The following is a 21,142-nucleotide window of genomic DNA, read 5'->3' as shown; positions in this document are numbered from 1 at the left end:
ATGATGTCGCCGCGGTAGGACGGCAGGCCCAGCGCGTCGATGTTCGACGAACGCGGCTTGGCGTACTGGCCGGCGATGCGGCCGACCTTCACCACGGGCAGGCTGGCACCGTAGGTCAGCACCACGGCCATCTGCAGCAGGGTCCGGATGTTCGCGCGGATGTGCGGCTCGGTGTTGTCGGCGAAGGTCTCCGCGCAGTCACCGCCCTGCAGGAGAAACGCCTCACCGTTCGCGACCTGCGCCAGTTGTGTGTGCAGCCGGTCGATCTCGGCGGGCACGGTGATCGGCGGCACGCTCTCGAGCACGGTCCGCACACGACGCGCCTGTTCGGCGTCAGGCCATTCCGGCTGCTGGGCAGCCGGACGCGACAGGGCGTCGGTCAGCTTCAGCTGCAGTGGCCCGGGTAGAGGTGGAAGTTCTGGCAACGCGTCCACCGGCACGTCCACGGTCCAGTTCACACGGCGAGGCTACGTCAGCACGTTGAGCACGTCGTCCGTCGTTCCGCAGGGCTGAACACCGATCCGCCGTCGTACTCCGTTCTGTGCCGTGGGCATCCGCCAGTGCCGTTGAGCCCAACAGAACAACGTCGTCCCGGCGACTCGCACGTGGTGGAACCTGCAGTCACCAGGAACCGTTCGTGGAGTCCGTTCTCGTCGCGGCGCGCGGCGCGGGTGCTGTCCGGACGCTGGTTCCGCCCAGCAGAACGCGATCTTCCTCCGCTTGTCGGGCGCGATCTACCGTCTGCCTGCCGAGCGACGCGCGAAGGAGCGGACCATGAGCGGAACCGAGTGGGCCGCACGGCCCGACTCGCGAAAGCACCTGCTGCTCACCGAGACCGCCGACGTGTTCCGGGACGTCGTCGGCGAGGGTGTGCGGCACGTCGCGGCGCGAGTCGGCGAGGCCGTCCGGCCCACCACCGGACCCGATCCGGACGAGCTCCGTGCCGAGATCGCCTCGATCGACCTGGACCGGCCGCTGTCGGACAGCGCGGAAGCACTGGCCGAGCTCGACGACATCTACCTCCGCGACGCCGTCTACTTCCACCACCCCCGCTACCTGGCGCACCTGGTACCGCCCGTCGCGATCCCGGCTCTGCTCGGAGAAGCGGTGCTCTCCGCGCTCAACTCCTCTTTGGACACCTGGGACCAGAGCACGGGCGCGATGCTGATCGAGCAGCGCCTGATCAGGTGGATCACGCGGCGGGCCGGGTTCGGCGAGTCGTCGAGCGGCATCTTCACGAGTGGTGGCACCCAGTCCAACCTGCAGGCGTTGATGCTGGCGCGCGACACGGCACTGGCGCGGCGGGCTCCGACGCCCGGGGAACGATGGCGGGTGCTGCCGAAACTGCGCGTGCTCGCGTCCGAGCAGGCGCACTTCAGCGTGGTCAAATCCGCGCGCACGCTGGGACTCGGTGACAGCGCGGTGGTCCGGGTCAGCACGGACTCCCGCTACCGGATGCGTCCCGACGCGCTCGAACAGGCGGTGTTCCGGTGCTACGCCGAGGGCGCCGTTCCCATCGCGGTGGTGGCGACCGCGGGCACCACCGACTTCGGGGCCATCGATCCGTTGCCCGCGCTGGCGGAAGCCTGCCGCAGGCACCAGCTGTGGCTGCACGTCGACGCGGCGTACGGCGGCGGGCTCCTGGTGTCCGCTCGTCGTGAGCGGCTCGCCGGCATCGAGAACGCGGACTCGGTCGCTGTCGACTTCCACAAGTCGTACTTCCAGCCGGTGAGCTGTGCGGCGCTGCTCGTCGCCGACGAGGCTTCGCTCAGGCACGTCGCGTACTACGCGGACTACCTCAACCCCGAGGACAGCGGCGTGCCGAACCTGGTCGACAAGAGCCTGCAGACCAGCCGGAGGGCCGACGCCGTGAAGCTCTGGCTCACGTTGCGCGTCCTGGGCGCGGAGGGCATCGGCGCCCTGTTCGACGAGGCGGTCGACCTCGCCCACGCGACGTGGCGGCTGCTTCGCGCAGATGAGCGCTTCACCGTGCTGGCGGAGCCGGAGCTCAGCACAGTGGTCTTCCGCTGGGTGGGCGGGTACGGCATGACCGATCAGGAGTGCGACGCCGCGAACCAGCACGCGTACTCCGCGTTGTTCGACTCGGGTGCCGCGATGATCGCGAAGACGAAGATCGATCGGCGGGTGTGCTTGAAGTTCACGTTGCTCAACCCGAACACGACTCTGCAGGACATCGCCGCCGTGCTGGACCTCGTCGCAGGACACTGCGCGAACCACCTCGTCCTGGCGGACGCCGAACCGCTCCTGCCGGAGGTGAGCTGAAGCCGATGGGAGGTCAGGGACGCACTCACGACTTCGTCGCGGTCGGCGTCGGCCCGTTCAACCTCGGGCTGGCGTGCCTGGTGGAGCCGGTGCGGGAGATCGACGGGATCTTCCTGGAGAGCAAGGACGAGTTCGAGTGGCACGGCGGCATGCTCCTGGAGGGGGCCGAGATCCAGACGCCGTTCATGGGCGACCTGGTCACGCTCGCCGACCCGACCTCGCCCTACTCGTTCCTCAACTACCTCAAGGAACGCGGCCGCCTCTACTCGTTCTACATCAGGACGAGCCTCTTCCCGTTGCGGGCGGAGTTCAACGACTACTGCCGGTGGGCCGCGGGCAAGCTGGACAGCGTCCGGTTCGGGCACCGGGTGGTCTCGATCGACCACGACCCGGACGAGGGCGTCCACGTGGTGACCGCGGTGGTGACGGCCACCGGTGAGGTGACGCGGGTGCGCGGCCGCAAGCTCGTGCTGGGCACCGGGACGACACCGAACGTTCCGTCCGCTGTGGACGGAGCGGATCCCGGTGACGAGGTCGTGCACACGTCGCGCTACCTGCACGCGAAGCAGGAGCTGTTGCGCAAGAACAGCATCACGGTCGTCGGCAGCGGGCAGAGCGCGGCCGAGGTGTACCTGGACCTGTTGCGGAACACCGCGTCGGACTCGTGCCAGGTCAACTGGGTGACCCGGTCGCCGAGGTTCTTCCCGCTCGACTACACCCGGCTGACGCTGGAGATGACCTCCCCCGACTACCTCGACTACTTCTTCTCCCTGCCGCAGCGGGTCAAGGACGAGCTGGTGTCCCGGCACAGCCCTCTCTACAAGGGCATCAGCGACTCCCTGATCACCGAGATCTTCGACGTGCTCTACGCGAGGAGCGTGACCGGCCCTCCGCCGGGCAGGCTGCTCACCAACAGCGAGCTGGTCGCCGTGGCCAGGGACGGCAACGACCACGTGCTGACGCTTCGGCAGGTGGAGGAGGGACGCGAGTACGCGCTGAGGACCGAGGCGCTGGTGCTCGGCACCGGGTACGGCTACCACGTCCCTGACTTCCTCGCGCCGCTGCGTGACCGGATCCGGTGGGACGACCGGGGGCGCTTCGTGGTCAGCAGGAACTACAGCATCGACTCGGCCGGGGGAGAGATCTTCGTGCAGAACGCGGAGCTGCACACACATGGCTTCGTGGCACCGGATCTCGGCATGGCCGCCTATCGCAACTCGTGCATCATCCGCGAACTGCTCGGCCGCGAGCACTACCCGATAGAGAGGTCCGTGACCTTCCAGGAGTTCGCGGCACCCAGGGGAGTCGTCGGTCACCCGGAGAGGACGCACCGATGAGCGAGATCGTGTTCCGGTACGTCGACGACCGGATCGGTGAGCTCGCGTTGCGCCCGCTCGATCCCGCTCGCGACGTCGACATGCTGCACTCGTGGTTCGTCGACCCGAAATGCGAGTACTGGGGTCTCCGCGACTCGACCGTCGAAGACGTGCGCCTTCGATGCGAGGAGATCGCGGCCAGCCCCACCCACGACGACTTCATCGGACTGCACAACGGTGCACCGGCGCTGCTGTACGAGCGGTACGTGCCGTCCAGCGAGCTGGGGCCGGACGTCTACACCCCGCTTCCCGGTGACGTCGGCTGCCACTTCCTCGCGGCTCCGACCACCGCGCCCGTTCGCGGTTTCACCGCGGTCGCGATCAGGACGATGTTCGAGTTCCTCTTCTCGGACCCCGCGACCGATCGGGTCATCGGTGAACCCGATGTCCGGCACAGCGCCATGCTCGCACTCGTGCTGCGCTACGGGACCGTGGTCGAGCGGGAGGTGGTCTTGCCCACCAAGACCGCCTACCTGTGCTCGACCACCCGTGAGCATTTCCACACCGCGGTGAACGCTCTGCCGGGTGGATCGAGGAGGTCTCGATGAGCGAGCCGTCGCCGGTCCGGCAGGACGACTTCGTGATCTCGGACCTCGAGGCCCTGACCGAGATCATCGGCGAACCGCCGCCCGAGGTGCGGAGCAAGGTCGTCGACCGGATCGACCGGCACGCGCGAACCCTGATCTCCCTCTCGCCGCTGGCGTTCCTCGCCACCGCGACCGAGTCGGGGCTGTGCGACGTGTCACCACGCGGAGATCCGCCCGGCTCGATCCTGGTGCTCGACGACCACACGCTGGTGCTGGCCGAGCGACCCGGCAACCAGCTGGCCTTCAGCCTGCGCAACATCGTCGTCAACCCCCGCGTCGGGTTGCTGTTCGTCGTCCCCGGAGTCGACGTGACCTTGAGGGTGAACGGCTCCGCTCGCCTGGTGACGACGCCCGCGTTGCTCGACTCGCTCGCCATCGGGGGAAAGCGGCCCCGGCTGGCGGTCCTGGTGCACGTGGAGCGGCTCTACCTGCACTGCGCCCGCGCGTTCAACCGCGCGTCGCTCTGGCACCCGCAGAGGTGGCCCGACACGACGTCGTTGCCGAGCGCGGGCACGATCCTGCGCGACCAGACCGGAAGCACCGCCTCCGCCGCGGAGATCGACTCCGAGCTGGAAGCGGTGAACCGGCACCTCTACTGAGGAAGAGCCTGTTCCGGTGGACAGGGCGCTGTTCCTGTTCCCAACCGCGTTGTCGGTCCGCGGTCAGTTGACCGGCGCCTCATTCCGGTGATGCGACTCCTGCCGCCGCCGTGGACGACCGCATCGCCCTGCGATCTGTGTCACGCGCACGCGACTGGGGTGAGGATGTCCATTCATCTTCCGGTGAGAATTTCTCGACGTCACCACCGGCGGAGCAGGGGGTGTGTCCTCGCGGTCATCATCGGGGACGTCCGGCTCTCGCCGCCGGCACTGCGGACTTCCGCAGTGGGGTCAATGCGGAACTGGTTAGCCTGGATGTGCGCCAGTCGAACATGGCGCACATCCGAGCAGCTGCCCGGGGCGGACGACTCGGACGTGGTGAGTTCAGCCGTTCTGTCGCTTACCAGGTGAAACGCTGTGCGCGTCGATGATGCCGCAGATCGGTCGCTACGGATGTTTTCGTCGTTGCGGTTTTCCGTGATGTGCGGGCGGTTGATCTGCTCCAGGATCGGGATGTCGGCGCAAGAGAATTCACCGCATCCGAGTGAACAGCCCTTCTGCGCAACGGACATCCACGCAGAACCGGCTTCACCACGGGGACGGACCGAGTTGCCGGAAGAACACCGCGGAACGGTGGCGTGCAGACGTCAGAGTCGACGAGAACAGATTGGCAACGGTGCACAATGATCGCTGAGCCGGATGTGGTGCGGGAATCGGCGTTGGCCGGCAAGGTCGTGCTCTGGGAGGAGTCGGCGCGGGACGGGGCGCAGGGCAAGACGCTGATGAGCCCTGACTTCCGGGTGTGGCTGGCGCGCGAGCAGGGGGCGATGTTCGGCGAGGACGGTCCTCGGCACGTCGTGTTCGCCGCCGGGTTTCCCGCGGTGTGCAAGGAGGAGTTCGAGGCCGTGCGCCGGGTCGCGGTGGAGGCCGAGGGAACGGTGAGTCCCGCGGCGGTCTGCCGGGGTACGGCCGCGGACGTACGACAGGCGATCGCTTCCGTGCACGGCATCGCGCATGCACGGGTCATGCTCGTGGTCCCGGCGTCGGAGGCCATGGCGGAAGTCATGACGCACCGGCGGGCCGCCGAGGCCGTGCGCGTCGGCGCCGCCCTCGTGAGCGACTCGCTGGGTGCCGGGGTCGCGGTGGACGTGTGCCTGGCCGACGCGTCTCGTGCCGATCACGGTCTGCTCGCGGACGCCGCGCGTGAGCTGACGGCCGCGGGAGCGGGGGTGGTGTTCCTCGCGGACACCGTGGGAGACCAGCTGCCCGCCGAGTCGGGCGCGATGTTCGCGGCCGCGCGCTCCGAAGGCGTGGTGCTCGCTTCGCACGCGCACAACGACCTCGGCCTGGGGCTGGCCAACACGCTCGAAGCCCTGAGCAGCGGTGCGCGGGTGGTGTCCTCCTCGTGGCTGGGCGTTGCCGAGCGCTCCGGTCTGGTGGCGACCGAGCAGGTGCTGTTCCTGCTGGCCTACCGCGCCGACCGGACCAAGGTGCTGCTCGGCGAGGACGCCGACGCGTGGAGCACGCCCCCGGACCTGACCCGGCTGCCCGGCCTGGCCCAGGCCGTGGCCGAGGAGATCGGTGTCCCGCTGGGGGTGACCACCCCGGTGGTGGGCACCGGTGTCGGCACGATCTCCACCGGCACCCCGTTCGTGCACCCGGAGCTGTTCCAGCCCTTCGCCCCGGAGCAGCTGGGCATCACCCCGAGCGTCGTGCTCACCCATCTGGCCAGCGCCCGTGTCGTCACCGCTGTCGCCGGCCGCCTCGGTCACGAGCTCGACGTCACCGGCGCGCGCGCGGCGATGGCCTGGGTGAAGTCCCGCGCCTACCAGCAGGGCCACGCGGTCGTGGACGACCAGGCGTTCGCCCACTACCTCGACGGGATGCGCGCCGGAGCGGGACAGCGGTGATCGCTGACATCGAAGACGTGCGAGACGCCCTGGGCAGGGGTGAGGCGGTGGTGCTGCCGAACCCCGCCCCGCTCACGCACGTCGTCACCGCCACCACCCCGGGCGCGGTCAACGCCGCCAAGGGCCGACCGGTCGACCAGGCCGTCGCGGTGTGGGCGCACAGCCCCGACGTCCGCACCGAGATCATCTCGGCGACGACGCTCGAACCGGCCGCGGCCGCCCTGGCCCACCGGCTTCTCGCCGACGAGCACGTCACCCTGCTCGTACCGACGTCGCCCGGCGTCCCCGGCTGGCTGGTGCCCGCCACCAGAGACGCCTGGACGTTGCTGTTCGGCGCCCGCTGGACGCCGGTGCGCCCGGTGCTGGACCCGTTCCCGCTGCTCTACGTGAGCAGCGCGAACCGCACCGGCCACCCGCCCGTGGCCTCCACCGCCGACGCCCTCGCGATGTTCCCGCCCGGCACGCCCGTGCTGGACCTCGCGGACAGCAGCCGGGCGGAGCCGGTCCGGCGAGCCACCACGACGCTGCGCCTGCACCCCGGCGGAAGCCTCGACCTGCACCGCCGCGGTGCGCAGGACCACCAGCACCGCGACACCACCGCCTACCTGGAGCACCTGCGGTCCTGTTACCCCGAGCCCTGATCCGATCCCTGTGGCGTTCAACGGTGAACCCCTGACATCGCGAGGAAGCGCCCCCTCCGCGTGCCGTCGCCGCCAACCGAAGGAACTCAGCCACATGACCACGCCCGACCACGCCGCTGCCGCCACACCGGATGGGATCGCCGTCATCGGCCTGTCCTGCCGCCTTCCCCGGGCGGCGAACCCGGACGCCTTCTGGGAACTGCTCGTCACGGGTGCAAGCGCGGTCACCGAGACCCCTGCCACGCGGTGGGACGCGAACGCCCTGTACGACGCCGACCTGTCGCGGCCCGGCAGGGCGAACTCGCGCTGGGGTGGCTACCTCGACGAGGTCGACCGGTTCGACGCGGCGTTCTTCGGCATCTCCCCGCGTGAAGCCACGGACATGGACCCGCAGCAACGGCTCGCACTGGAGCTGGCCTGGGAAGCGTTGGAGCACGCCGGCGTGGTCCCGGCCGCCCTGCGCGAGCACGCCGTCGGTGTGTTCATGGGCGCGTTCGGATCCGACTACGCCACCCTTGCGCAGCGCGAGGGCATCGAGGGGATCGGGCACCACACGGTCACCGGTCAGAGCCGCGCTCTCATCGCCAACCGCATCTCCTACACCCTCGGGCTGCGGGGCCCCAGCTTCACCGTCGACTCCGCCCAGTCGTCCGCGCTCGTCGCGGTGCACCTCGCCGCGCAGAGCATCCGCACCGGTGAGTGCGAGGTCGCGCTGGCCGGTGGCGTGCACCTCAACCTCGCACCGGAGAGCACCGTCGGTGCCGCCAAGTTCGGTGGCCTTTCCCCGGACGGGTACTGCCACACCTTCGACTCCGGGGCGAACGGGTACGTGCGCGGTGAGGGCGGCGGCGTGGTCGTCCTGAAGCCGCTCGCGAAGGCGCTGGCCGACCAGGACGACGTCCTCTGCGTGATCCGCGGCAGCGCGGTCAACAACGACGGCGCGAGCGACGGTCTCACCACCCCGGACGCCACCGCGCAGGCGGAGGTCCTCCGCGCGGCCTACCGCGCCGCGGACGTCGACCCGCGGCAGGTGCGGTACGTCGAGCTGCACGGCACCGGCACCAAGGTGGGCGACCCGGTCGAGGCCGCGGCGCTGGGCCAGGTGCTCGGCGCCGGCCGCGCTCCGGCCGACGCGCTGCGCGTGGGCTCGGTCAAGACCAACATCGGTCACCTCGAAGGGGCGGCCGGGATCGCGGGACTGCTCAAGACGGTCCTCTCGATCAGCAGGGGACAGCTCCCGCCCAGCCTCAACTTCACCGAGCCGAACCCGGACATCGCGTTCGACGAGCTGGGCATCAGGGTCCAGACCGAGACCGCGGACTGGAGCGCCGAGCCCCGGCTGGCCGGCGTCAGCTCCTTCGGCATGGGCGGGGCGAACTGCCACGTCGTCCTCTCCGGACCGCCCCGGTCCGCGGACGAGGTCACCTCGCACCACGCCGAGGCGACCCTGCCATTCGTGCTCAGCGCGAAGACGCCCGAGGCGCTGCGCGCTCAGGCCGGGAACCTGCGCGGCCGGGACCTCGACCGCGCCGGCCTCGCTCAGGCGCTGCTCACCCGGCGCACGCTCTTCGACCACCGCGCCGTCGTGCTCGCCGCCACCGCCGACGAGCTCGACTCCGGTCTCGCCGGGATCGAACAGGGTGTCCCCGGCACAGGCGTCGTCCTGGGGCGTGCCGAGAAGGCGGAGGCCGGTCCCGTCTTCGTCTTCCCCGGCCAGGGAGCGCAGTGGGCCGGCATGGGCCGTGACCTCCTCGACGTCTCCGAGGTGTTCGCGGATTCCGTCGCCGCCTGCGAGAAGGCGCTGGCACGGCACGTGAGCTGGTCCCTGACCGAGGTCCTGCGCACCGGCGACGGCCTCAACCGCGTCGACGTGGTGCAGCCGGCGTCCTGGGCCGTGATGGTGTCGCTGGCCCGGCTGTGGGCATCGGCCGGCGTCCGGCCCGCCGCCGTGCTGGGGCACTCCCAGGGCGAGATCGCCGCCGCGGTGGTCTCCGGGACGCTCAGCCTCGACGACGCCGCGACCGTCGTCGCCCTGCGCAGCAGGATCATCGCCGCCGAGCTGGCCGGTCACGGCGCGATGGCGTCGGTCGACCTGCCCGCCGACGAGGTCCGCTCGCGCCTGGCCGGCCATCCCGGCGTCGAGGTCGCGGTGGTCAACAGCGTGCGCTCGACCGTCGTCTCCGGAGACCAGGACACGGTCGACGCCCTGCTGGCGCAGTGGAAGGGGGAGGGCGTGCGGGCGCGGCTGATCGCCGTGGACTACGCCTCCCACAGCCCGCACGTCGACTCCGTGCGCGGGCAGATCGTCGAGGCCCTCGCCGGGATCCGCCCGCGCCGGGGCAGCACCCCGTTCTTCTCCACCGCGGACTGCGCCTGGACGGACCGGCTGGACGCCGCGTACTGGGCGCACAACCTGCGAGCGCCCGTCCGCTTCGGTGAGGCCACCGAAGCGTTGCTGGCCGAGGGCTTCCGCCACTTCGTCGAAGTCAGCTCGCACCCCGTGCTCGTCGGCGCCGTCGAGGACACGGTGACCGCCGCGGACATCGACGACGCGGTCGTCGTCGGCTCGCTCCGTCGCAACGAGGGCGACTTCCGCCGCTTCCTCACCTCGGTCGCGGAGGCCTTCGCGGGCGGGGTGGATGTCGACTGGTCCGCCGTGGTGCCGTCGACGCGCACGCGCGTTCGTGCCGCCGACCTGCCGACCTACCCCTTCCAGCGGCAGCGGTTCTGGATCGGCGACACGAACGGGGCAGCGGTCGACACGGGACCGGTGCTGCACGGGATCGACCTCGTCCGAGCCCATGCCGCCGCCGTGCTGCGCACCACTCCGGACGAGGTGAACGTCCGGGAGTCGTTCAAGCGACTGGGTTTCGACTCCATCATGGCCGTCGAGCTGCGCAACCGGATCAACGCGGCCGCGTCGCTGCGCCTGCCCGCCGGTGCCGCGTTCGACTTCCCGACCCCGAAGGCCCTCGCGGCGGAGATCGACCGGCTCCTCCCCGGCGGCACCCGGAAGGCTCCCGCCGCGGCCGTCGCCGTGGAACGGGTCACCGATGCCGAGGAGACGCCCGAGGACGACCCGATCGTCATCGTGGGCATGGGCTGCCGGTTCCCCGGCGACATCCGCTCACCGGAGGACCTCTGGCGGTTCGTCACCGCGGAGGCCGACGCCATCGGGCCGTACCCGTCCGACCGCGGCTGGGACGTCCGCGACCTGTTCGCGGGAAGCGCCGAAGTCGCCCGCACGGGTGGATTCCTGCACGACGCCCCGGACTTCGACGCCGAGTTCTTCGGCGTGTCGCCCCGGGAAGCGCTTGCCATGGACCCGCAGCAGCGCCTGCTGCTCGAAGTCTCCTGGGAGGCGCTCGAACAGGCGGGGATCGACCCGGAGCTCCTGCGCGGCACCGACTCCGGGGTCTTCGTCGGGGCGATGGCCGGCGACTACGGCACCAGGCTGCACGAAAGCCCGGACGCCGTGGCCGGGCACCTCCTCACCGGTGTCGCCGGAAGCGTCGTCTCCGGCCGGATCGCCTACCTGCTCGGCCTCGAAGGCCCCGCCCTGACGGTCGACACCGCGTGCTCCTCCTCCCTGGTCGCTCTGAACCTCGCCGTCGAGGCGCTGCGCCGGGGGGAGTGCTCGCTCGCCCTCGCCGGTGGTGTGACGGTGATGAGCACACCCGGCATGTTCGCCGAGTTCAGCCACCAGCGCGGTCTCGCTCGGGACGGCCGGTGCAAGGCGTTCTCCGCGGACGCGGACGGCACGGGCTGGTCGGAAGGCGTCGGCGTCCTCGCGGTGGAGCGGCTGTCCGACGCGCTGCGGCTCGGCCACACCGTCCAGGCCGTCATCCGGGGGACCGCGGTCAACCAGGACGGCGCCTCCAACGGCCTGACCGCACCGAACGGACCCTCGCAGCAGCGGGTCATCCGCAGGGCGCTGGCCGATGCCGCCCTCTCGGCGTCCGATGTGGACGTGGTCGAAGCGCACGGCACGGGTACTTCCCTCGGCGACCCGATCGAGGCCGAGGCGATCATCGCGACCTACGGCCAGGACCGGGACCGCCCGCTGTGGCTCGGCTCGCTCAAGTCCAACCTGGGCCACACCCAGGCGGCGGCCGGCGTAGCGGGCGTGATCAAGATGGTCATGGCGATGCGGCACGGCGTCCTGCCGAAGACCCTGCACGCCGACGAACCCACGCCGCACGTCGACTGGGCTTCCGGGGCCGTCGAGCTGCTGACCGAAGCGCGGCCGTGGCCGGAAGGCACCCGGCGGGCGGCGGTCTCGTCGTTCGGCATCAGCGGCACCAACGCGCACGTCGTCCTTGAGCACCGGCCGCGACCGGACGAACCGGAGCGGCATCAGCGGCAGGTCCCGTTCCTGTTGAGCGCCAAGACGCCGCAGGCGTTGAGCGCACAGGCCAGGCGGCTGCGCGACCACCTCGCCGAGCACCCCGGGCTCGACCCGGCCGACGTCGCCTTCACCCTGGCCACCGGTCGCGGCCACTTCGACCACCGTGCCGCGGTCCTCGCCACCGGCACGGCCGGGCTGCGCGAGCTGTGCGAAGGCCGTGGAACCCGCGACCTCGCCCGGCCCGGCGAGCCCGTCGCCTTCCTGTTCACCGGCACAGGTGCCCAGCGCCTGGGCATGGGCCGGGAGCTGTACGAGACCCACCCGGTCTTCGCCGCCGCCCTGGACGAGGTGGCCGCCGAGTTCGCCCGGCACCTGGCCGAGCCGCTGCACGAGGTCATGTGGGGCGACGACGCCGCGGTGCTCAACCGGCCCGAGCACGCCGAGCCCGCGCTGTTCGCCATCGAGGTCGCGCTGTACCGCCTCGTGCGGTCGTGGGGCGTCGAGCCCGACTTCGTGACCGGCCACTCGATCGGCGAGATCACGGCCGCGCACGTCGCCGGTGTGCTGACCCTGGCCGGAGCGGCGGAGCTCGTCGCCGCGCGCGGCCGGCTGGTCTCCGGCACGGGGCTGGCGGAGTTCCGCCGCGTCGCGGAGCGGATCGCCTACGCGGCACCGGCGATCCCGCTGGTGTCGAACCTGACCGGCACCCTCGCGACGGCGGAGCAGCTCCGCTCGCCCGAGCACTGGGTGCGGCACGTCCGCGACGCGGTGCTGTTCCACGACGGCGTGCGGTACCTGCGTGAGCGGGGCGTGACCCGCCTGGTCGAGCTCGGCCCGGACGGCGTGCTCGCGGAGATGGCGCAGAACTGCCTGCCCGGCACCGGCCAGCTCGTCCTGCCCGCCCTGCGCGAGGGCGAGCCGGAGACCGACACCCTGGTGCTCGCGCTGGCCCGGCTGCACACCGCCGGCGTCACCGTCGACTGGCCCGCGTTCTTCACCGGCACCGGTGCCCGCCGCACCGAGCTGCCCACCTACGCGTTCCAGCACGAGCGGTTCTGGCTCGACCCGGTCGTGAAGACCGCGGACCTCGCCTCCGCCGGACTCGACGCGGTCGCGCACCCGGTGCTGAAGGCGGCGCTGTCCGTCGACGGCACCACGGTGCTGACCGGCCGGCTCGACGAGGCCGGGCTGCCGTGGCTCGCCGACCACCGGGTCGGCGGTGCGGTGGTCGTCCCCGGGACGGCGCTGCTCGAACTCGCCGCCCGCGCCGGTGCGCACGTCGGCCGCCCCGGCGTCACCGAGCTGCTGCTGACCGCGCCGATGGTCGTCCCCACCGGTGACGCGCTGGACGTCCAGGTCCGCGTGTCGGCGGACGGTGCGCTGAAGGTCGTGTCGCGTGCCGCGGGCCAGGGGGAGTGGACCACCCACGTCACCGGTCAGGTCGACGGTGCGACCGGTACCGGGGCCGCCGCGGTGCCGTGGCCGCCGGCCGGTGGTGAACCGGTCGATCTGGACGCGTTCTACTCCGGGCTGGCCGAGCGGAGCCTGCGCTACGGCCCTGCCTTCCGGGGCGTGCGGCGCCTGTGGCGCGGCGACGGCGAACTCTTCGCCGAGGTCCGGCTGCCCGAGACGAAGAACGACCACCTGCTGCACCCGGCGCTGCTGGACGCCGTCCTGCAGCCGCTGGCGGCCGGTGAGCTGTTGCCGGACGGGGGGACGGCGCGACTGCCGTTCTCCTGGACGGGCGTTCACCTCCGCGCGGCCGGCGCGTCGGTGCTGCGGGCCCGGCTGACCGGGCTCGGTCCCGACACCGTGCGGCTGTCCGCCTGGGACGCCGAGGGCACGCCCGTCCTCGACGCCGACTCGGTGGTGCTGCGGCCGGTGTCCGACGCCCAGCTGCGCGACGCCGTGGCAGCGGACTCGCTGTACCGCGTGGAATGGCGGCCTGCCACCGTCGTGGCTTCCACGCGGGGCACCACGCGGCGGCTGCCGGTCCAGCCCGCCGGTCCGCTGCCGCAGCGGGTGCGCGGGGGACTGGCCTGGGCGCTGACCACCGTGCAGGACTGGCTGTCCGGCGAGCAGAGCGGTTGCCTCAGCATCGTCACCGGCTCCGACCCGGTCGGCGCTGCCGTGCAAGGTCTCGTGCGTTCTGCGCAGGCTGAGCACCCCGGCCGCTTCCAGCTGATCGAGGTCGACGGCAGTGCCGCCTCCGACGCGCTGGTGCCGTCCCTGGCCGGTGCGGCGGAACCGCAGATCGCCGTGCGGGAAGGTGCCGTGCTGGTGCCACGCCTCGCACGTCACCCCGTCGCGCACGCCGCCGCCGACACCGGGTGGGGCGGGGGATCGCTGCTCGTCACCGGTGCCGGTGGAGTCGTCGGCTCGGCACTGACCATGCACGCCGTGACGACCTGCGGGGTCGGCGACGTCGTCCTGGTGAGCCGTCGCGGCGAGCGGGCCGCCGGTGTCGCGCGGCTGGCCGACCGGTTGCGGGGGATGGGTGTCGCTGTCACGGTCGAGGCATGTGACGTGGGCGAACGCGCGCAGGTGGCGGAGTTGCTGGCGCGAGTTCCGAACCTGCGCGGCATCGTCCACGCGGCGGGAGCCGTGGCCGACACCGTTGTCGAAAGGCTCACCACCGAAGGCGTCGAGGCCGTCCTGACGTCCAAAGTGGACGCCGTCAGCCACCTGGACGAGCTGAGCAGGGGGCTGGACCTGGACTGGTTCGTCGTCTGTTCCTCGATCGCCGGGTGGTGGGGCACGGCGGGGCAGGCCAACTACGCCGCCGCGAACGCGTGCGTCGACGCGATGGTCCGCGAGCGTGCCGCCGCCGGGTTCCCGGCGCTGGCACTGGCCTGGGGGCTGTGGGAAGAGCGCAGCGACCTCTCCGGACACCTCGGTGACGCCGACCTCCAGCGGATGGCCGGGGTCGGTATCGCGCCACTGTCCACATCAGACGCCGTCGCGGCGTTCGGCGGTGCGTTGCGCTCGACCGAACCGGTGCTGGCGCCCGTCCGCCTGGACCTCCGGTCCGTCACCGGACAGCCCGTGCCGCTGCTGGCCGACCTCGTCCGCACGCCGGCCGTGGCCAAGCCCGCCGCGGCGGTGCCGGAGCCCTCCGCGGGCTTCGGGGAACTGACCGGCGACGAGCTCCGGACGGAGCTGACCCGGCTGGTGCTCACCAGCACCGCGGCCGCGCTGGGCCACGCCCGGCTGCGCGACGACCAGGTCGGGCAGCCGTTCTCCGCGCTGGGAATGGACTCGCTGACCGCACTGGAACTGCGCAACCAGCTCAGGGAGGCGACCGGCCTGCGCCTGTCGCCGACCCTGCTGTTCGACCGGCCCAGTCCACTGGACGTGATCGACCACCTGGTGGAAGAACTTTCGATCGAGAAGGACACCACTGTGACCAGCGTGATCCAGCCGACTGAACCCGAACCCGGACCCGAAGCGGCCGAGGACGACCCGGTCGTGATCGTCGGCATGGCGGCCCGCTTCCCCGGCGGGGTCAGCTCACCGCAGGAACTGTGGGACCTGGTCGCCACCGGTACCGACGCGATCACGGCGTTCCCCGACAACCGCGGCTGGGACCTCGACACCCTCTTCCACGACGATCCCGCCCACCGCGGCACCAGCTACGCCCGTGAAGGCGGTTTCCTGCACGACGCCGCCGACTTCGACGCCTCGTTCTTCGGCATCGCGCCCCGCGAGGCGCTGGCCACCGACCCGCAGCAGCGGCTGCTGCTGGAGACCTCGTGGGAGGCACTGGAGAACGCCGGCATCGATCCGCTGTCGCTGAAGGGATCCCGCACCGGCGTCTACGCCGGCGTGATGTTCCACGACTACTCCACCCGCGTCGGGGACGTCCGCGACGTCCCGGACGGCATGGAGGGGATGCTGACCGTCGGCAGCCACGGCAGCGTCGCGTCCGGCCGCATCTCCTACGTCCTCGGCCTGCAAGGGCCCACGATGTCGGTCGACACCGCGTGTTCGTCCTCCCTGGTGGCCCTGCACCTGGCCACGCAGGCGCTGCGCAACGGTGAGTGCTCGATGGCGCTGGTCGGCGGTGTGGCGGTGATGTCCACCCCGGTCACCTTCGTCGAGTTCAGCCGCCAGCGCGCACTCGCCGCAGACGCGCGCTGCCGGTCGTTCTCCGCCGACGCGAGCGGGACCAGCTGGGCCGAAGGCGCGGGCATGCTCGTGGTGGAGCGGCTATCCGACGCACGGCGCAACGGGCACCGGGTGCTCGCGGTGGTCCGCGGCAGCGCGGTCAACTCCGACGGCGCCTCCAACGGCCTCACCGCGCCGAGCGGCTCCGCCCAGCGCCGGCTCATCGAGCAAGCCCTGGCAGACGCGCGGCTGACCGCGTCCGACGTCGACGTCGTCGAGGCGCACGGCACAGGCACGCCTCTGGGCGACCCGATCGAGGCACAGGCCGTGCTCCGCACCTACGGCCAGAACCGTGACCGCCCGCTGTGGCTGGGTTCGCTGAAGTCCAACACCGGCCACACCCAGGCCGCCGCGGGTGTCGGCGGGGTCATCAAAATGATCATGGCGATGCGCCACGGTGTCCTTCCCAAGACCCTCCACGTCAGCAAGCCGTCGCCGCACGCGGACTGGGCTGCCGGATCGGTCGAGCTGCTGACCGAGGCGCGGCCGTGGCCGGAAGGAACCCGTCGAGCCGCGGTGTCGGCGTTCGGCATCAGTGGCACGAACGCGCACGTGATCCTCGAAAGCCCCGCCGAAGCGGCCGTTCCGGTCGCTGAGCCGCGAGCAGGGGCGATCACGCCGTGGGTGCTCAGCGCCAAGACCTCGGCGGCGCTGCGGGCGCAGGCGGCCAAGCTGGCGGACTTCCTCGACCGGGAGCCCGGCCACGACGACGGCGCGGTCGCGGCGGCACTCATGAGCCGGTCGCGGTTCGACCAGCGTGCCGTCGTCCTCGGTGGCGATCGTGACTCGCTGCTGGCGGGCCTCACCGCCGCCGCACACGGCGACGACGCGCCGAACCTGGTGGTCACGGCCGAAAAGCACACGGGCGGGACCGCCTTCCTGTTCGCCGGTCAGGGTAGCCAGCGCGCCGGCATGGGACGCGAGCTGTACGAGGCGTTCCCGCAGTTCGCGGCCGCGTTCGACGAAGCGGCGGAGGCACTGGACCCGCTGCTCGGCGTCAGCCTGCGCGACCTGGTCTTCACCGGCGCCAGCCTGGACCGGACCGAGCACGCGCAGCCCGCGCTGTTCGCGCTCGAGGTGGCGCTGTTCCGCCTCCTGGAAGCCTGGGGGGTGCGGCCGGACCACGTCGCCGGCCACTCCATCGGCGAGATCGCCGCGGCCCACGTGGCCGGCGTCATGTCGCTGCGCGACGCCGCGATCCTGGTCGCCGCTCGCGGCAGGCTCATGGGCGCACTGCCGGAAGGCGGGGTCATGGTCGCCGTGGAGGCTGCCGCCGCCGAGGTGACCGACCTGCTCGTCGGTCGTGAGCACGAAGTCGGGATCGCCGCGGTCAACGGTCCCAGGGCCGTGGTCCTGTCCGGCGCCGCCGCCGGAGTGCGGGCGATCACCGAGGAGCTGCGGGCGCGCGGCCACCGCACGAAGGCGCTGAGGGTCAGCCACGCGTTCCACTCGCCCCTGATGGCGCCGATGCTGGAGGAGTTCCGGGACGTCGTGTCCCGCCTCGGTTTCTCGGCGCCGCACATCCCGATGGTGTCGACGCTGACCGGCCAGGCCGCCGGGGCGGGCGACTTCACCACCGCGGAGTACTGGGTCCGCCACGTGCGCGAGCCGGTCCGGTTCGAGGACGCCGTGCGCGTGCTGGAAGCCGGCGGCGTCAGCACCTTCGTGGAGCTGGGTCCCGACAGCGTGCTCTCGGCGACGGCGTCGGCGAGCTTGTCCTCGTCGGCCGCGTCGCTGCCGGTGCTGCGCAAGGACCGCGCGGAGACACGAGCACTGCTGGAGACCGTCGCCAAGCTGTTCGTGCGCGGCATCTCCGTCGACTGGCCCGCCGTCCTGGGTGAGGCCGCGCTGCCGCACGTCGAATTGCCCACCTACGCCTTCCAGCGGCAGCGCTTCTGGCTCGACACGCCGCGTGCCACCCGAGGCGTCACGGGCACCGGCCTCGATGCGGTCGGGCACCCGTTGCTGACCGCCTCGATGTCCCTGGCCGGCAGCGGAGCCACTGTCCTCATCGGACAGCTGTCCACCGCACGTCCTGCCTGGACCGGTGGCCACCGCGTCGGTGGTGCCGCGGTGGTGCCCGGCACGGCACTGCTGGAGATGGCCGCCAAGGCCGGTGAGCAGGTCGGCTGCCCGAGAGTGGCGGAGCTCGTCTTCCGGGCTGCGGTGGTGCTCCCCGCCGAAGGCACCCTGGACGTCCAGGTGGAGGTGTCCGCGCCGCAGGGTGACGGCAGCCGTGCCCTCGCACTGCACTCGCGGGCCTCGGCCGACGCGCCGTGGACCGCGCACGCCACCGGCCGCCTCGTTCCGGGCGTGCCCGGTTCGGGGGAGAACCTGACCGAATGGCCGCCCGCGCACGCGGAGCCGGTCGACCTCGACGGGCTCTACCCCCGCCTCGCCGAGGACGGCCTGGACTACGGACCCGACTTCCAGGGCGTCCGCAGGGCCTGGCGTCGCGGCGACGACGTCTTCGCCGAGGTGAGCCTGCCCGCGGCGGTGCGGGACGAAGCCGGCGACTACCTGGTGCACCCCGCGCTGCTGGACTCGGCGTTGCACCCGCTGGCGGCGGACGCGCTGCGCCTGCCGTTCTCCTGGGCGGGGGTGGAGGTGCGCGGACCCGGTGCCGCGTCGCTGCGGGTTCGCCTGCGGGACAAGGGGAAGGACTCGTTCAGCATCGCCGCCTGGGACAACGTGGGCATGCCGGTCCTCTCCGCCGAAGAGCTCGTCGCGCGGCCGGTGGTGCGCGAGCAGCTGCAGGTGATCGGTGCCGCACAGGCGCAGGAGACCCTGTTCCGCATCGACTGGAAGGCCCCGGAGAAGCTGTCCGGGGCACGAGGAACCGGGCATCTCACGCTGACCGTCGACAACGGTGACCCCGCGATGCCGCTGCCGCGCCGGGTCCGGACCGCGCTGGACGCGGCACTGGCCTCGGTGCGCGGCTGGGTGGCGCGCGACCACGAGCCCGGTGCCCAGCTGGTCGTGCTCACCCGCGGTGCGGTGGATGGTGATCCGGTCGCCGCGGCGGTGTGGGGCATGGTGCGCTCCGCGCAGACCGAGCACCCCGGCCTGCTCCAGCTGATCGATCTCGACGGCACGGCCGCGTCGGACAAGGCGTGGCGGCAGCTGGTCGGCACCGACGAGCCGCAGCTCGCCGTCCGCGGCGGACAGGTCCGCGTGCCGCGGCTGGCCGGTGCCGGTGCCGCCGGGCCGTCCGCTCCCACCGAGTGGCGTGGCGGATCGCTGCTGGTCACCGGTGCGGGCGGAGTCGTCGGCTCCGCGCTGACCCGGCACGCCGTGCGCGAGCACGGGGTCCGGGACGTGATCCTGCTGAGCCGTCGCGGTGCCGACGCACCCGGCATGGCCCGGCTGTCCACCGAGCTGCGTGCGTTCGGCGCCTCCGTCACCGTGGAGGCCTGTGACGCGTCGGACCGCGAGCAGCTGGCCGGGGTCCTCGCGCGGATTCCGGCGGATCGGCCGCTGGCCGGCGTGATCCACGCCGCGGGCACCTCGCGGGACGGGACCATCCAGTCGCTGACCGCCGAGGCCGTGGAGGCGGTTCTCCCGGCCAAGGTGGACGCCGTGGCACACCTCGACGAGCTGACGAGGGACGCCGACCTCACCTGGTTCGTCATCTGCTCCTCCGCGGCCGCCTGGTGGGGCACGGCCGGTCAGGCCAACTACGCCGCCGCCAACGCCTGCATCGACGCCATCGCGCGGCGCAGGCACAACGCCGGGCAGCACGCGCTGTCGCTGGCGTGGGGGCTGTGGGCCGAACGCAGCGAGCTCTCCGGTCACCTCGACGAGGCGGACCTGCGCCGGCTCGCCCGGCTCGGGCTCAGGCCGCTGTCCACAGAGGACGCGCTGGCCACGTTCGACGTCGCGTTGCGCTCGGGGGAGCCGATGCTCGCCCCGATCGGGCTGGACACCCGTCAGCTCGTCGACAGCGAGTCGGCGCCGCTGACCCCGCTGCTGCGCGAGCACGTGAAGTCGCGTCCGGCGGTGGAATCCGCGCCCGTGCCGTCCATCAGGGGCGAACTGGCGGGCAAGGACGAAGGTGCCCAGGAGACCTTCCTGCGCGACCTGGTCTGCAAGCAGGTGTCCCAGGTGCTCGGCTTCGCGAGCGCCGACGAGGTGGAGGCCGACCGCGGCTTCTTCGAAATCGGGTTCGACTCGCTGACGGTGCTGGAGCTGCGCAACCGCATCGAGAAGGCCACGGGGCAGTCGGTGCCGCCCACGGCGATCTTCGACCACTCCACGCCGGGTGCCCTCGCGAAGTACCTGCGGATCCACCTCGGCGGCGCACAGGAAGCGGAACGACCGCGCGAGGTGGAGAGGCGTTCGCTGGCGGGGACGACGGTGCTGCTGACCGGTGCGACGGGCGGTCTCGGGCGGCTCTTCGCCAGGGAGCTCGCCGAGGCCGGGGCGAACCTGGTCCTGACCGGACGCGACCAGGCCGCGCTCGACGAGCTGGCGGACTCCATCAGCGGACCTTCTCTGGCGCTGGTGGCCGACGTCACCGACGGCACGGCGTTGACCCGCGCCGTCGAGCGGGCGGAGCAGGAGTTCGGCTCGGTCGACGTGCTGATCAACAACGCCGGTGTCGGCGGTCCGGCCGGACCCCTGTGGGAGGTCGACGAGGACCACTGGTGGCAGACGATGGAGGTGAACGTGCGCGGGACCATGCGCGCCTGCCGGGCGGCGTTGCCGGGCATGGTCGAGCGCGGACACGGGCGGGTCATCAACATCGTGAGCTCGGCCGGAAAGCACCGCTGGCCCAACGTCTCCGGTTACTCGGTGTCCAAGGCCGCCGCCATCAAGCTCGGCGAGAACCTCGCGCCGGAACTGGCGGGCACCGGGGTGTCGGTCCTCAACTACCACCCCGGTCTGGTCGACCTGGGTCTGACCCGCAGGCAGCTGGAAGCCGGGAAGACCGGCGACCGCCACGTCGACGGGGTGGGCGCGTGGATGGCCGACCAGCGCGACGGCGGCCGGTTCACCACGCCGGAAGCCTCCTCGGAGATGCTCGTGCGGCTGGTGTCCGGTGAGGCGGACGCGTTGTCCGGCGGCTACCTGACCCCGGAGGACGACCTGGGCCGCCTGCTGGGCGGCTGATCGAGTGCCCGGACCGCCACCGCGCGGTCCGGGCCTCTCCTCGAGCTCAGCCGGTGCGGCAGAGGCTTGGCGCCGACGACGGTTTCGACTTCACAGCAACAAGATCGGAAAAGGGAGAT

8 protein-coding genes are annotated in these 21,142 nt (G+C 72.0%); 7 read left to right on the top strand and 1 reads right to left on the bottom strand.

What is annotated here, in order from left to right; translation table 11 throughout:
* A partial coding sequence (locus BLQ91_RS13900; RefSeq protein ID WP_143022634.1) for a 3-deoxy-7-phosphoheptulonate synthase occupies positions 1-458 on the bottom strand: 458 nt, incomplete at its 3' end.
* A 316-nt stretch (positions 459-774) separates the two neighbouring features.
* Here BLQ91_RS13900 and BLQ91_RS13895 point away from each other — a divergent pair.
* From BLQ91_RS13895 to BLQ91_RS42620, 7 genes are all read left to right on the top strand, one after another.
* Positions 775-2,283, top strand: a complete 1,509-nt coding sequence (locus tag BLQ91_RS13895) for a pyridoxal phosphate-dependent decarboxylase family protein (RefSeq protein WP_090097269.1) — start codon at positions 775-777, stop codon at positions 2,281-2,283.
* A gap of 5 nt (positions 2,284-2,288) precedes the next feature.
* Positions 2,289-3,620 (top strand): lysine N(6)-hydroxylase/L-ornithine N(5)-oxygenase family protein, encoded by a 1,332-nt coding sequence (locus BLQ91_RS13890; RefSeq protein WP_090097190.1) that lies wholly within the window; start codon positions 2,289-2,291, stop codon positions 3,618-3,620.
* Positions 3,617-4,207 carry a GNAT family N-acetyltransferase gene (locus tag BLQ91_RS13885; RefSeq protein WP_090097189.1) on the top strand — a complete coding sequence of 197 codons (591 nt, stop codon included), beginning with the start codon at positions 3,617-3,619 and terminating at the stop codon, positions 4,205-4,207. Before BLQ91_RS13890 ends, BLQ91_RS13885 begins: the two co-directional genes overlap by 4 nt.
* On the top strand, positions 4,204-4,845 hold the full coding sequence (locus tag BLQ91_RS13880) for an MSMEG_1061 family FMN-dependent PPOX-type flavoprotein (protein ID WP_090097188.1): 642 nt from the start codon (positions 4,204-4,206) through the stop codon (positions 4,843-4,845). The genes BLQ91_RS13885 and BLQ91_RS13880 overlap by 4 nt, the downstream gene beginning before the upstream one ends.
* Before the next feature lie 683 nt (positions 4,846-5,528).
* Entirely contained in the window at positions 5,529-6,755 is a 1,227-nt protein-coding gene (locus BLQ91_RS13875; RefSeq protein ID WP_090097187.1) for a 2-isopropylmalate synthase, read from the top strand.
* Positions 6,752-7,396 carry a hypothetical protein gene (locus tag BLQ91_RS13870; protein WP_090097186.1) on the top strand — a complete coding sequence of 215 codons (645 nt, stop codon included), beginning with the start codon at positions 6,752-6,754 and terminating at the stop codon, positions 7,394-7,396. Before BLQ91_RS13875 ends, BLQ91_RS13870 begins: the two co-directional genes overlap by 4 nt.
* A gap of 94 nt (positions 7,397-7,490) precedes the next feature.
* Positions 7,491-21,023, top strand: coding sequence for a type I polyketide synthase (locus BLQ91_RS42620; RefSeq protein ID WP_090097185.1), 13,533 nt, complete (start codon positions 7,491-7,493; stop codon positions 21,021-21,023).
* Positions 21,024-21,142: the final 119 nt, after the last annotated feature.

This window comes from Lentzea jiangxiensis (genome assembly GCF_900104175.1).
Classification (GTDB): domain Bacteria; phylum Actinomycetota; class Actinomycetes; order Mycobacteriales; family Pseudonocardiaceae; genus Lentzea; species Lentzea jiangxiensis.
The sequence above is the reverse complement of the archived record's forward strand: the minus strand, read 5'-3'. Positions and strand labels throughout refer to the sequence as shown.

What these genes read in the sequence shown, in the direction of transcription:
- BLQ91_RS13885 (WP_090097189.1), top strand. Translation starts at nt 3,617, where the DNA reads ATGAGCGAGATCGTGTTCCGGTACGTCGACGACCGGATCGGTGAGCTC.
- BLQ91_RS42620 (WP_090097185.1), top strand. Translation starts at nt 7,491, where the DNA reads ATGACCACGCCCGACCACGCCGCTGCCGCCACACCGGATGGGATCGCC.
- BLQ91_RS13875 (WP_090097187.1), top strand. Translation starts at nt 5,529, where the DNA reads ATGATCGCTGAGCCGGATGTGGTGCGGGAATCGGCGTTGGCCGGCAAG.
- BLQ91_RS13890 (WP_090097190.1), top strand. Translation starts at nt 2,289, where the DNA reads ATGGGAGGTCAGGGACGCACTCACGACTTCGTCGCGGTCGGCGTCGGC.
- BLQ91_RS13880 (WP_090097188.1), top strand. Translation starts at nt 4,204, where the DNA reads ATGAGCGAGCCGTCGCCGGTCCGGCAGGACGACTTCGTGATCTCGGAC.
- BLQ91_RS13895 (WP_090097269.1), top strand. Translation starts at nt 775, where the DNA reads ATGAGCGGAACCGAGTGGGCCGCACGGCCCGACTCGCGAAAGCACCTG.